Below are 12,976 nucleotides of genomic sequence, written 5' to 3' on the forward strand. Positions count from 1 at the left end.
ATCGTGCCTGTGGAGAGCGCCTGCCGTACGTCGGCCCGGTGAGGCACGCTGGCGAGGTGCCCGATTCCTCCACTCCCCCGTCGCGTACACCCCTGTCGCCGCGAGGACGGGCGCTGCGTCAGGCCGTGCTGGCGCTGCGACAGGAGCACCGCGGATGGACGTTTCCGGCACGTCTGCGGGTCGGCGTGGTCGCACGGTCGCAGGTCGAACTGACGATCACCGACGCCCCGGGGCCGGATCCGGCCCTGCGAGCCGACGTCGTCGACGCGCTGGTCGAGCACGCGCTGGTGCGCGCCGCCCTTCCGCACGACGAGACCGGCGATGGGTGGGTGCTCCGCGCCGGTGCCCTGCTCCCCGACGAGGAGGAGTGCGCGTGGCTGCACGAGGTGGACCGCGCCGTACGACTGCGAGGGCTGCTGGCCCCGCACCTGCTCCTGATCACCAAGACGGGCTGGTACGACCTGCGTGACGGGAGCAGCAAGACCTGGAAGCGACTGCGGGAGCGGCGCGCCTAGCGCACGGGACTCAGGAGTCCCAGGTGTGCACCGGCGCGTTCTCGTGCATGAGCTCGCGGTAGTCGACCAGGGCGCGACGTACCGCCTCCGCACGCCCCAGGTCGGCGTCGCGGGCGTGCATCCGGTCGGCGAACCAGGAGGCGCCGTTGACGCCGGTGACGCACCGCTGCTCGATGATGCCGAGGAGCCGGTCAGAGTTCTCCGCACGCACACCCCACGCAGCCAAGCCCTCGGCGGCGACCGGAAGCAGTCGGCGCAGCACGAGTTCCGCGGCGCGCACCTGACCCAGCCCCGGCCAGTAGACCTCCGCCTCGATCCCGTGCCTGGCAGCCTGGTGGAAGTTCTCCTCCGCTGCGCTGAAGGACATCTGCGACCAGAGCGGGCGCTCGGAGCCGGAGAGCTGCCGCACCAGCCCGAACCAGAACGCCGCGTTGGCGAGGGTGTCGACGACGGTCGGCCCGGCAGCGAGCACCCGGTTCTCCACGCGCAGGTGCGGCACCCCGTCGGCGATGTCGTAGACCGGCCGGTTCCACCGGTAGATGGTGCCGTTGTGAAGCCGCAGCTCGGGAAGCGTCGGCACACCACCGTCGGCGAGCACCTGCTCCGGGTCCTCGGCGTCCGTCACCGGGAGCAGCGCCGGGAAGTAGCGGACGTTCTCCTCGAAGAGGTCGAAGACCGAGGTGATCCAGCGCTCGCCGAACCACACCCGCGGGCGCACACCCTGTGCCTTGAGCTCTTCGCTGCGCGTGTCTGTCGCCTGCTCGAAGAGAGGAATCCGCGTCTCGCGCCACAGCTCCCGGCCCAACAGCACCGGCGAGTTCGCGCCCACCGCCAGTTGGATGCCGGCGACGGCCTGAGCCGCGTTCCAGTGTCCGGCGAAGTCGTCGGGCGAGCACTGCAGGTGGAACTGCGTGCTGGTGCATGCGGCCTCGGGGATGATCGAGTCCGCCGTGGTGCGCAACCGCTCGACGCCGGCGATGTCGATGACGATGTCCTCGCCGCGGCTGTTGAGGATCTGGTCGCTCAGCAACCGGTAGCGAGGGTTGGGACTGAGCGCGTCCTGGGTGAGGTGGGCATCAGCCAAGGTGGGCAGGATGCCGATCATCACCATGTGGGCACCCACCTCGCGGGAGCGCTGCTCCGCATGGTTGAGGCTGCGCCGCAGCTCCTCCTCGTAGACCTCGAGCCCGTCCTTGTGGAGGTGCCGCGGCGGCACGTTGATCTCCACGTTGAACTGGCCGAGCTCGGTCTGGAAGTCGGGATCGGCGATCTGCTCCAGCACCTCGGCGTTCTTCATCGCCGGCAGGCCGCGGTCGTCGACCAGGTTGAGCTCGATCTCCAGCCCGATCATCGGATCATCGGTGTCGAAGACCGACTCGCGCAGCATGCGGGTGAAGACGTCGAGGCACTGTCGCACCTTCTCCCGATAGCGGGCCCGATCGGCACGGGAGAACTCCTGGGAAGCGATCTCTTCACCCATGACGGCAGCGTAGTCGCCCCTCTCGCGCCTGGAAACGCTCACGCAGCCTTGCCGAGGCCGCTCAAGCGCCCCAAGCGCGCGGCGGGACGGCTCCCTGCAGCTTCTCGGCGACGAGGGCCGCGACCGGATGCCGCGGACCAGCCGCGTCCGCCCGGTCGACGGCACACCAGGCGAGCGCGCCCTCCCCGGCCAGCCACGCGGCCATCGCGGTGACTGCCGCGACGGGCGCCAGGAGCTCCGGCGGCGTCCGGCGCAGCACCCCACACCAGAACTCGGCGCGGGCGCTCGCGATCGCGTCGCGGCGCATCCCGTGGACGACCCGCTCGACGGTCGCCTCATCAGCGAGCAGTGTGGCGAGCTCTGCCACCAGCTCGGCGTCTGGCACTCGGCCGCCCCGCAGGTGCCGGCGTACGACGGCGCGCACGCGGTGCGCCGCTCCCTCACCTCGCTGCGGCACCGGGAGGTCGGGCAAGATCGCACGCACGGCCGCTACGCCGTCCGGGTCGGGATCGAGACTGGCCGCCAGCGCCTCGCGACTGCGATAGGTGATCCGGCCCTCCAGCACCCCGCGCATCGTGAGCGGATGGTGATCGATGTCGAAGGGCACACCGTCGACACGGGCGCCCGCGACGCCGTCGACCAGCGCGAACCACCGATCCTCGTGAACGCGCAGCACGATCAGCACGCCGATGCCTGCCAAGAGGAAGCGGAGCATGATCAGGTCGGTCAGACGAGCAGCGATCCGCACGTCGTCGGTGTAGAGGACGAAGGCCGCGGTCGCGACCTGGTTGCAGTTGGCCGCCGAGAGCAGCTGGCCGAGCACCTGCTCGTCGTCGGTCGGCGAGGCCGGCAGATCGACCCGCGCATGCATGGCGGTGGGGCCGGCACAGGTGAGCATCACCACCGACGCCGTGGGCTGGAACCCGATCACGAACGGCACCATCGCGAGAAGGTCCTCGGTGGTCCTGATGACGAAAGCTGATGTCGTGTCCATACCTGGGTGCTCCCCGACCCCGAACGGACCAATCCGAGCACGCGCGACCTGTGGAGGAACCGGCCACCGACGCGGTCCGACGGCCAAGATCGGGCTACGTTGCGTGCATGAGGTCTGAGGCGTCGGTGCTCCACATCGACCTCGACGCCTTCTTCGCCGCGGTCGAGCAGCGCGACAAGCCCTCCCTGCGCGGCAAGCCGGTCATCGTGGGCGGCGTCGGCGGCCGCGGCGTGGTCGCGACCGCCTCCTACGAGGCCCGCGTCTTCGGGGTGCGGTCCGCGATGAGCACTCGCGAGGCCCGCGCCCGCTGCCCGCATGCGGCGTTCTTGACCGGTCGCTTCCATGCCTACCGCGCCACCAGTCGGATCGTCATGGACCTGCTGCGCTCGATCTCGCCCCTGGTCGAACCACTCTCCATCGACGAAGCCTTCGTCGACCTGGAGCCGAGCGGCGTCGACACCACCGACCTGGTCGCAGTGCGCCGCTTCGGCGAAGAGCTCCGCGAGCAGGTCCGCACCTTGACCGGCGGCCTGACCGCGAGCGTCGGCATCGGCACGTCGAAGTTCATCGCCAAGGTGGCCAGCGACCTGGAGAAGCCAGACGGCCTGGTGCTGGTGGCCCCCGGCACCGAGCGGGCGATGCTGCGTCCGATGCAGGCCACCGTGCTGCCAGGAGTCGGGCCCGCGACGGCGGAGCGGCTCCGGCGGGTCGGCGTACACACAGTCGCGGAGCTGGAGAAGCGCAGCGAGGGCGAGCTGATCCGAATCCTCGGGCGGGCCCATGGCCTGTCGCTCCACCGACTCGCCCGGGCCATCGACGACCGGGCCGTCGAGCCCGAGCGGGAGACGAAGTCGGTCAGCACCGAGGGCACCTATGCCGACGACCTCACCGACCGTGCGGTGATGGAGGCGCTGCTCACCCGCTATGCCGGCGACGTCTCGCGGCGCCTGAGCAGGAGCGGCCTGTCAGGACGCACGGTCACCATCAAGGTGCGGCTCCACGACTTCACCACGATGAGCCGCTCCGCCACCCTCGCCTCGCCCACCGACGACGCCGGCCTCATCGCGCGCACCGCGCGGTCGCTGCTGGCCGACCTGGAGACAAGCGGCGGCGTACGGCTGCTGGGTGTCGGGGTCTCCGGCCTGGCCGACTGGGTACAGGACGATCTCTTCTCCCTCACGGACGAGCCAGAGGACCCGGAGCCCGAGCCCGAGCTGCCGACGCCGCTGCGGCGCGGATGGGCGCCCGGCATGGACGTGGCCCACCCGGAGTACGGACGAGGCTGGGTCTGGGGGTCCGGCCGTCAGGTGGTGACCGTCCGCTTCGAGACCGCCGAGACGGGGCCCGGGCCCGTGCGCAGCTTCCATGTCGACGACCCCGACCTGACGACGGTGACGGAGCCGGATCCCGCCTCCGGCGGCGAGCCGACGCGTGACCGGCCGGTCAGCGACGTGCAGGACGGAGAGTGACCCGCTCTCCCGGACGCAGCTGCGCACACACCGGCAGGTCCCCGGCGTCGACCACCGCAACGACCGGGTAGCCACCGGTCACCGGATGATCGGCAAGGAAGACGACCGGCTGCCCGTCGGGCGGTAGCTGCACGGCACCCGCGACCATGCCTTCGCTGGCGATCTCCCCCTCCCTGCGGGGCACCCCGGCTCCCTGCAAGCGCAGCCCGACGCGATTCGACGCGGCGCCCACCGACCAGGAGGTGGCCAGCAGCTGCTCCCATGCGCCCGGCGCCAGCCAGTCCCGGCGCGGGCCGGGCCACACGCGTAGCGAGCGTCGTCTCGCCACCGGACCCGGCGCCTCGACACCGGTCGGCGACCCGGACGGCACACCGAGCGGCAGGACCGCACCCGCGCGCAGCACAGGGGGGCCGACCCCCGCGAGCGTGTCGGTGGAGCGTGATCCCAGCACAGGCTCCACGGCTACACCACCCGCGAATGCCACATAGGCCCGCACGCCCCTGGCCGCCGCGCCGACCTCGACCACGGCTCCGTCCGGCACCCACACCGCGGTGTGACGCGGTGCCGGCCGCCCCGCGATCGTCAACGGGCCGTCGGCGCCGGTCACCGCCATCCAGCGGGCACCGTCGACCCGGGCGCTCATGCCGCCGACGGTCGTCTCCAGGAGAGCCTCCTCCGGCGATGCACCGACCAGCCGGAGGGCCAGCGCGGCACTGACAGTGTCGAGCACCCCCGCCACGGGCACGCCCAGGTGCGCCCAGCCCGGCCGACCACGGTCCTGCACCGTCGTCAACGGGCCGGGGTCCAACACCAGCAGGCTCATCGCGCCACGAACCGGACGCGCGTCCCCGGAGTGAGCAGGGCGGGGTCGGCGCGTAGCGCATCCCAGAGCACCACCTCCGTGCGGCCGATCAGCTGCCAGCCGCCGGGGGTCTCGGCCGGATAGATCCCCGACCAGCGATCCGCCAGGCCGACCGCCCCCGCCGGGACACGCGGGCGCGGCGTGGACCGACGGCCGACCGACGGCCACGTCTCCTTGGTGGCGAGGTAGCCGAACCCCGGGGCGAAGCCCGTGAAGAGCGCCACCCAGGTGACCGACGTGTGCCGGGCGACGACCTGCTCGGAGTCGACCTGCCAGCGCGTCGCCACCTCCTCAAGGTCGGGACCGTCGTAGGTCACCGGGATCCGCACCGTCGGGCCATCGGGAGGGGTTGCCGCCACCGGTTCGGAGACGACGCGACGGCGTACCTCCTCCGGGTCGCGGACGCCGTCCAGCAGCACGGTCGCGGCCGCCGGCACGACATCGACGGCCCAGTCCTCCGCGCGGGCCAGCTCCGCGAGGGCCAGCGACCGCCAGGGGCCGTCGGTCTCGACCAGCAACGCCTTCGGCCCCATCGACAGGCAGCGCATCTCAGCCCACCTCGAAGGCGGCCAGCGTCCAGCCTGACTGCTCGAGCGCCCGGCGTACGGCGCGGGCATGGTCGACCGCCCCCGGCGAGTCACCATGCAGGCAGAGCGAGTCGACCTCGCGTGCCAGGCGAAGGGCACCGGCGACGATCTCGGGCTCGATGGTGACCAGCGCGCCGGGCAGGTCGCGCGGCACCAGTCGGCCCTCGCTCGTGTAGCCCCGATCGGGGAAGCCTTCGCGCCAGGTACGCCGCCCTGCCGCCGCGGCCTGGTCGAGCAGCACCCCGCCCGGCAGACCGAGCACCGGCAGGTCACCGGAGCCGGCCAGCACGGCGGCAGCCTGTTCTGCGTCTTCGACGACGCGGTTGTAGAGCGCACCGTGCGGCTTCACGTAGGCGACCCGGGTTCCCGCGGCCGCGGCGTGCCGGCGGAGGGTGTCGACCTGCTCAGCGACCTGCTCAGCGAGGAGCCCCGCATCGATGTCGAGGCGACGACGGCCGAAGTGCTCCCGGTCCCGGTAGCTCACCTGAGCTCCCACAACGACGCCGTACGCCGCGGCGCCCTCGCAGACCGACCGCATGACGCCATCGTTCCCGGCATGGAATCCGCACGCGACGTTGGCGCTCGTCACCACGGCGAGCAGCGCATCGTCATCGGTGATCTCCTCGCCCAGGTCGGCATTCAGGTCGATGGTCCGCACAGGGTCAACCTAGTGGTGCGCACCGGCCCTGGGTCGACCTCATAGGGTCTGCGACATGACGCACCCGCAGCCGACCACGCCTCCTGCCGCACGGCAGGAGCGCCTTGTCACCCTCCACCACGGCCACGAGAAGGCCGACGACTACGAGTGGCTGCGCGACAAGGAGAACCCTGAGGTCATCACTCATCTCGAGGCCGAGAACGCCTGGACCGAGGCCCGCACCGCCCACCTGGCGGGTCTCCGGCAGCAGATCTTCGACGAGATCAAGGCACGCACCCAGGAGACCGACCTCTCCGTGCCTACCCGGATCCGCGGGCACTGGTACTACTCGCGCTCCTACGAGGGCAAGGAATACGGCGCCTCCTGCCGGGTCGCGGTCGCCGACCCGGACGACTGGACGCCGCCGCGGCCGGCCGAGAACACCGCCGCCGACCAACCGGCACTACCGGGCGAGGAGGTGCTGCTGGACCTCAACGAGCTCGCCGCCGGACACGACTTCTTCTCCCTCGGCGGCTCGGCGATCAGCCCCGACGCCCACCTGCTCGCCTACTCCACCGACGTCGTCGGGGACGAGCGCTTCACGCTGCGGGTCAAGGACCTGCGCACCGGGACGGTGCTCGACGACGAGATCACCGGTGTGCTCGGTGGCGCCACCTGGGATCCGCGCGGCGGCGCCTTCTACTACGTCACGGTCGACGAGAGCTGGCGTGCGGACAAGGTCTGGCGGCACGTCCTGGGCACCGCGCAGACCGAGGACGAGCTGGTCTTCCACGAGACCGACCCGCACTTCTGGGTCGGGGTGGGGGTCAGCCGCACCGACCGTTTCGTGCTGGTGATGTCGGGCGCCAAGACCACCACCGAGTTCCGGGTGCTCGACACCCGGGCCGCCGAAGTCGGCTTCCGCGTCTACACGCCGCGAGAGACCGGGGTCGAGTACGGGCTCGAGCACGCTGTGCTTGCCGGCGAAGACGTCTTCCTCGTGCTCCACAACGGCAACGGGCCGAACTTCGAGCTCGCGACCGCGCCGGTCGAGCCGACCCCACGGAGCCGGTGGCAGCCCCTCCTGGCCCACAGCTCCGAGGTGCGCTTGGAGGACGTCGACGCCTTCGCGAGCCATCTCGTGGTCCATCAGCGGCGCGACGGTCTGACGCAGCTGCGGATCCTCCTGCTCGGCGCCGACGGCGTCGTCGACGACCGCCAGGTGGCGTTCCCCGACGAGGTCTACACGATCGGCTCGGGAGGCAACCCGGAGTTCGCCCAGCCGGTCGTGCGGCTCGGCTACACCACCCTCGCCAAGCCAGGGGCGGTGCACAACTACGACGTGCGGACCGGAGAGCTCACCTTGCTCCGCGAGACCCCGGTCCTGGGCGGCTACGACCCTGCCCACTACGAGGAGCACCGGCTGTGGGCGACCTCGCCCGACGGAACTCGCGTGCCGATCTCACTCGTGGTGCCCGCAGGCAGTCCCCGGGACGGCTCCGTTCCGGTCCTCCTCTACGGGTACGGCGCCTACGAGGCCTCGATCGACCCGTACTTCTCCATCGCTCGGCTCTCCCTCCTCGACCGCGGCGCGGGTTTCGCGATCGCTCACGTGCGCGGCGGCGGCGAGATGGGCCGGCACTGGTACGACGACGGCAAGCTCGAGCACAAGCAGCACACCTTCACCGACTTCATCGCCTGCGCGCGGCATCTGGCGGAGTCGGGCTGGAGCAGTCCGGACCGGATCGTCGCCGAGGGCGGCAGCGCCGGCGGCCTGTTGATCGGGGCGGTCGCCAACCAGGCACCCGAGCTCTTCGCCGGGTTCGTGGCGGCTGTGCCCTTCGTCGACGTGCTCACCACCATGCTGGACTCCTCGCTGCCTCTGACCGTGATGGAGTACGAGGAGTGGGGCAACCCCGAAGCCGACCCCGCGGCGTACGAGCGGATCGGTGGCTACGCACCGTATGAGAACGTCGCGGCTCTTGACTATCCCCCGATCCTGGCCGAGACGTCGCTCAACGACACCCGCGTCTTCTACGTCGAGGCGGCCAAGTGGGTGGCCCGGCTCCGGGCCACCGCCGTCGGTCGGCGCGACTTCCTGCTCAAGACAGAGATGGCGGCCGGCCACGGCGGGGTCTCCGGGCGCTATCAGGCCTGGATCGATCGCGCCTTCTCCCTGGCGTGGATCCTCGACCGGATGGGCTTGGCGGACGCGGAGCCACACCGTCCCTGACCCATCCCCTGAGAAGTCCCTGAGAACCCGGAAAACAGGCAACTTCCGGGCGTCCCTACTCGTCAGAACCAGTGAAGACGTTCGATGCGGAGCGGGAACACAACCGCCCCGGAACACGTTGAACTGAGCGTGTGGGCCCGTCCACCGATGGGTACCCACCTGACGAAGGAGGGTGACGAGATGGCCACGAAGACCACCACCAACCGGGAGATCGAGGGACGCGACAGCGTCGGCCTCTACCTGGACGAGATCGCCCGGACGCCGCTGCTCGACGCAGCGACCGAGGTGGAGCTCTCCAAGACCATCGAGGCGGGCCTGTTGGCCGAACACCTGCTGGCCGAGGGCCGGGTCGGGCGCCGCAAGGGCGGCGCACCGAAGTCGGCGACCCAGGAGGAGCTCGAGTGGCTGGCAGCCGAGGGCCAGCGGGCCACCCAGACCTTCATCAACGCCAACCTTCGTCTGGTCGTCTCCATCGCCCGTAAGTACGGCCGCTCGCAGATGCCGATGCTCGACCTGATCCAGGAGGGCAACACGGGCCTGATCCGTGCGGTCGAGAAGTTCGACTACGCCAAGGGCTACAAGTTCTCCACCTACGCCACCTGGTGGGTGCGTCAGGCGATCACCCGTGGCATCGCCCAGCAGGGACGGGTCGTTCGTCTTCCCGTCCACGTGGTCGAGGAGCTCAACCAGGTCGGCAGCGCGCGGCGCACCCTGGAGCGCCAGCTCGGCCGTGACGCCGAGCCGCACGAGATCGCCGAAGAGCTCGGCATGGAGGTGGAGCGGGTACTCGACCTGATCCGCTGGGGACGCGACCACGTCAGCCTCGATACCCCCGTCGACGAGGACGGCGACACCTCGCTCGGCGACCTGATGGCACAGGAGACGACGCCGAGTCCCGACCTGGAGGTGCTCGACACGGAGAGCCGCGACCGACTGAACGCGCTGGTCTCCCAGCTCGACGACCGAGCAGCCGACATCATCCGCTCCCGCTACGGTCTCTCCGACGGCCGCCAGCACAAGCTGGCCGACATCGGCGCCAAGCACGGGATCTCAGCCGAACGGGTGCGCCAGCTCGAGCGCGAGGCACTGCAGAAGCTGCGCGGCTTCGCCGACCCCGACCTGGCTGCCTGAGCCGACTCGGCTGCCCGCCCCCGGTCAGCCCTCCCGCTGCCCCGCCGGGTTTCCCCCTTCCCCGTGGCGCAGCACCTCGACGACCTCCGCGATCCGAGCGCGGAGGTCGTCGAGCGTTCCGGTGTTCTCGATGACGTGTGTCGCGATCGCCAGGCGCTGCTCCCGGCTCGCCTGAGCCGCCATCCGGGACTCGGCATCCTCCCGCGTCCAGCCACGGTCGCGAAGCATCCGCTCCACCTGCACCTCGGGAGGGACGTCGACCACGACCACCGCGTCGAAGGTGTCGGCACGACCGGACTCGGCAAGCAGTGGGATGTCGTGCACGACCAAGGCGCCGGCTGGCGCTGAGGCCTCCAGCTCCGTGATCCGTTGGAAGACCAGCGGGTGCACGATCGCCTCCAGCCGTCGCCGGGCGCCTTCGTCGTTGAAGACCAGCGCCCCCATTCGTGGCCGGTCGAGCTCCCCCGACTCGGTGAGCACCTCGGGACCGAACGCGGCGACCACAGCCGCGAGGCCCGGCGTACCGGCCGCGACGACCTCACGGGCGAGTGCGTCGGCGTCGATGAGCACCGCACCCGCCTCGACCAGCATCGTCGCAACAGTGCTCTTGCCTGAGGCGATGCCTCCGGTCAACCCGATTCTCATGACGGCGAGGGTAGTGCCCGCCGCCGACCGCACGCTCCGGCGGTGGCAGGATCGGCCGTATGGAGACGCTCGCGGCACTGGAGGCAGGCGACCGGGTGGCGCTGCTGGTTCCCGGGAGCGCCGACTACCTCGACGTGGTGATCGCGCTGCTCGCGCGCGGGGTCTTTCCGGTGCCGCTCGACCCGCGCCTCACGGTGAGCGAACGCGAGCGAGTGCTGGAGCCGATCCAGCCGCGGCTCCGCATCACCTCCTCGGAGCAGCTGTCGACGCTGTGGGACCAGACCGACCCCGGCGAGCGCCGGGCCTTGCCGCTCGGACGGCCGATGCACGTGACGAGCGGCACCACCGGCACTCCCAAAGGGGTCTTCAGCGGCGTGCTCGCCTCCGCTGACGCCGCAGCGCTGGTAGCGGAGGAACGGGACCTCTGGGGCTTCTCTTCCGACGACGTGAACCTGGTGCTGAGCCCGCTCTACCACTCGGCGCCACTGCGCTTCGCGCTCGGCACGCTGCTGGCCGGAGGACGGGTGGTCGGCTTCGACCGGACCGGGCGGCAGCCCGCCTTCGATCCGGCAGCGGTCACCCAGACGATCGTGAACGAGCGACCGACCACGATGTTCTGTGTGCCGGCGCACCTCCAGCGGCTCTTCGCGCACTGGGATGACGTCGGCGTGCCTGACCTCTCCAGCTTCCGCTTGGTCGCCCATGCCGGCGCCGCCTGTCCCCCTCATCTCAAGCGGCGGCTCATCGACCTCTTTCCACACGGCACGACCTGGGAGTTCTACGGGTCGACCGAGGGACAGTTCACCGCCTGCCGCAGTGAGGAGTGGCTCGAGCGCCCGGGCACCGTGGGCCGGGCCCGACCCGGCCGGCGTCTCACCGTCGACCCGGACGGCCAGATCTGGTGCACGGTGCCCGAGCACGCCCGGTTCAGCTACTTCGGCGCTCCGGAGAAGACGGCGGCTGCTTGGCGGGACACCCCGGAGGGCCCGGCCTTCTCGGTCGGAGACCTCGGTCGCCTCGACGACGGGTGGCTCTATCTCGACGGTCGTCGGGAGGACCTGGTGATCACCGGGGGCGTCAACGTCTATCCGGTCGAGGTCGAGAGCGTCCTCTCCGCGCACCCGGGCGTCGTCGAGATCGCCGTGCACGGTCGCCCCGACGAACGCTGGGGGCAGCAGGTGACCGCGACCGTGGTCGGCACGGCAACTGCCGACGAGCTCGCCGCCTTCGCGCGCGAGCACCTCTCCCCACCGAAGCGGCCCAAGCAGTACGTGTTCGTGGAGACTCTCCCCCGCACACTCACCGGAAAGATCCTGCGCCGGCAGCTGGACTGAGGCCGGGGGCGCAGCGGTGGGGCGGCCGGATCAGCCGCCCGTCGCAGCGAGTGCTGCGGGGCGTCGGAACGTTCGGCGGTACTGCTGCGGACTGACGCCGCGGCCCCGGGTGAAGTGGTGGCGCAGCGTGGCAGCATTGCCGAAGCCCACCCGGTCGGCGATCCATTCGACCGGCTGCTCGGTGGTCTCGAGCAGCTCCTCGGCCGCGACCAGGCGCTGGGCGGTGATCCATGCGTGCGGGGTGGTGCCCGTCTCCTCGCGGAAGCGGCGCGCGAAGGTGCGAGCGGAGAGGTGGCTCCGGCGGGCGAGCTCGGTGACCGACAGGTCCTCGGCGAGATGGTCGAGCATCCACTCCAGCAACGGGCCGAGCGTCTCGGCGCGGCAGTCGGGCACCGCGCGGGCGATGAACTGTGCCTGGCCGCCGTCCCGGTGCGGGGGCACCACCATGCGGCGGGCCGTCGTCGCGGCGACCGCGGCGCCGAACTCCTGGCGCAGCAGGTGCAGGGCGGCATCGAGGCCTGCCGCCGACCCGGCGCCCGTCACCATCCGGCCGTCCTGCACATAGAGCACCTCAGGGTCGAGGATGCCTGCCGGGAACGCCTCCGCCATCGCCGCCGCGTGCCGCCAGTGGGTCGTGTAGCGGCGCCCGTCGAGCAGCCCCGCGTGGCCGAGGATCCAGGCTGCGGTGCAGTGCCCGAACACCCACGCCCCGCGAGCATCGGCGGCGCGGGCCACCTCCAGCACCTCGGGATCCGGCTCCGGCATGCCACGCACCGGGGCGAAGCAGACCAGGTCGGCGTCGGCTGCCTGGGCAAGGCCGTTCTCGACGACCAGGTCGAAGCCGCTGGATCCCTGCACGCGGCCCGGACGTGGCGTGACGACCTGGAAGTCGAAGACGGGATTGTCGTCCTCCGGGTGGTAGGGCTCTGCCCAGACCTCGCACATCGCGCCCAACCCGAATGCCTCGACGCCGTCCTGCACCACGACCACAACCTTCTTCATGGCGACTATCGTGCGCGCGATGTGGCAGAAAATCAATGGAAGGCGTCATAACTGCCACTGGTGGCTGCAAGGTCAGGGGCGAAGACT

12 protein-coding genes are annotated in these 12,976 nt (G+C 71.1%); 5 read left to right on the plus strand and 7 right to left on the minus strand.

The features are described 5' to 3' along the window. Positions 1 to 56 precede the first annotated feature (56 nt). The gene (locus DNK54_RS05215; RefSeq protein WP_162602307.1) at positions 57 to 515 is read left to right on the plus strand and encodes a hypothetical protein; all 459 of its coding nucleotides are present in this window, start codon (positions 57 to 59) and stop codon (positions 513 to 515) included. A gap of 10 nt (positions 516 to 525) precedes the next feature. Here DNK54_RS05215 and DNK54_RS05220 read toward each other — a convergent pair whose 3' ends face one another. Both DNK54_RS05220 and DNK54_RS05225 read right to left on the minus strand, forming a co-directional pair. Beyond that, complete coding sequence (locus DNK54_RS05220; RefSeq protein ID WP_110205919.1) at positions 526 to 1,995, minus strand: glutamate-cysteine ligase family protein; 1,470 nt, start codon at positions 1,993 to 1,995, stop codon at positions 526 to 528. A 61-nt stretch (positions 1,996 to 2,056) separates the two neighbouring features. Beyond that, entirely contained in the window at positions 2,057 to 2,989 is a 933-nt protein-coding gene (locus DNK54_RS05225; protein ID WP_110205920.1) for a DUF4192 domain-containing protein, read from the minus strand. Between the two features lie 107 nt (positions 2,990 to 3,096). On the opposite strand from DNK54_RS05225, the gene DNK54_RS05230 reads away from it, so the two are divergent. Beyond that, positions 3,097 to 4,458, plus strand: coding sequence for a DNA polymerase IV (locus DNK54_RS05230; protein ID WP_110205921.1), 1,362 nt, complete (start codon positions 3,097 to 3,099; stop codon positions 4,456 to 4,458). On the opposite strand, the gene DNK54_RS05235 is transcribed toward DNK54_RS05230, so the two are convergent. Genes DNK54_RS05235 through DNK54_RS05245 form a run of 3 tightly spaced genes read right to left on the minus strand, consistent with a single transcriptional unit; the run spans position 4,433 to position 6,565 of the window. Beyond that, positions 4,433 to 5,281 carry a 5-oxoprolinase subunit C family protein gene (locus DNK54_RS05235; protein ID WP_110205922.1) on the minus strand — a complete coding sequence of 283 codons (849 nt, stop codon included), beginning with the start codon at positions 5,279 to 5,281 and terminating at the stop codon, positions 4,433 to 4,435. The two genes, DNK54_RS05230 and DNK54_RS05235, sit on opposite strands and share 26 nt — an antisense overlap. Further along, the gene (locus tag DNK54_RS05240; RefSeq protein ID WP_110205923.1) at positions 5,278 to 5,868 is read right to left on the minus strand and encodes a 5-oxoprolinase subunit B family protein; all 591 of its coding nucleotides are present in this window, start codon (positions 5,866 to 5,868) and stop codon (positions 5,278 to 5,280) included. Before DNK54_RS05240 ends, DNK54_RS05235 begins: the two co-directional genes overlap by 4 nt. Position 5,869: 1 nt before the next feature. Next, the gene (locus DNK54_RS05245; protein WP_110205924.1) at positions 5,870 to 6,565 is read right to left on the minus strand and encodes a LamB/YcsF family protein; all 696 of its coding nucleotides are present in this window, start codon (positions 6,563 to 6,565) and stop codon (positions 5,870 to 5,872) included. A 55-nt stretch (positions 6,566 to 6,620) separates the two neighbouring features. Here DNK54_RS05245 and DNK54_RS05250 point away from each other — a divergent pair, with 55 nt between their 5' ends. Both DNK54_RS05250 and DNK54_RS05255 read left to right on the plus strand, forming a co-directional pair. Continuing rightward, on the plus strand, positions 6,621 to 8,777 hold the full coding sequence (locus DNK54_RS05250) for a S9 family peptidase (protein ID WP_110205925.1): 2,157 nt from the start codon (positions 6,621 to 6,623) through the stop codon (positions 8,775 to 8,777). Between the two features lie 180 nt (positions 8,778 to 8,957). Continuing rightward, positions 8,958 to 9,908 carry a sigma-70 family RNA polymerase sigma factor gene (locus DNK54_RS05255; protein WP_110206430.1) on the plus strand — a complete coding sequence of 317 codons (951 nt, stop codon included), beginning with the start codon at positions 8,958 to 8,960 and terminating at the stop codon, positions 9,906 to 9,908. 24 nt (positions 9,909 to 9,932) lie between these two features. On the opposite strand, the gene coaE is transcribed toward DNK54_RS05255, so the two are convergent. Beyond that, the gene (gene coaE, locus DNK54_RS05260; RefSeq protein ID WP_110205926.1) at positions 9,933 to 10,553 is read right to left on the minus strand and encodes a dephospho-CoA kinase; all 621 of its coding nucleotides are present in this window, start codon (positions 10,551 to 10,553) and stop codon (positions 9,933 to 9,935) included. A gap of 59 nt (positions 10,554 to 10,612) precedes the next feature. Here coaE and DNK54_RS05265 point away from each other — a divergent pair, with 59 nt between their 5' ends. Then, positions 10,613 to 11,887, plus strand: coding sequence for a class I adenylate-forming enzyme family protein (locus tag DNK54_RS05265; protein WP_110205927.1), 1,275 nt, complete (start codon positions 10,613 to 10,615; stop codon positions 11,885 to 11,887). 30 nt (positions 11,888 to 11,917) lie between these two features. On the opposite strand, the gene DNK54_RS05270 is transcribed toward DNK54_RS05265, so the two are convergent. Further along, on the minus strand, positions 11,918 to 12,889 hold the full coding sequence (locus DNK54_RS05270) for a GlxA family transcriptional regulator (protein ID WP_110205928.1): 972 nt from the start codon (positions 12,887 to 12,889) through the stop codon (positions 11,918 to 11,920). Positions 12,890 to 12,976: the final 87 nt, after the last annotated feature.

Source organism: Nocardioides daejeonensis, assembly GCF_003194585.1.
Lineage (GTDB): Bacteria > Actinomycetota > Actinomycetes > Propionibacteriales > Nocardioidaceae > Nocardioides > Nocardioides daejeonensis.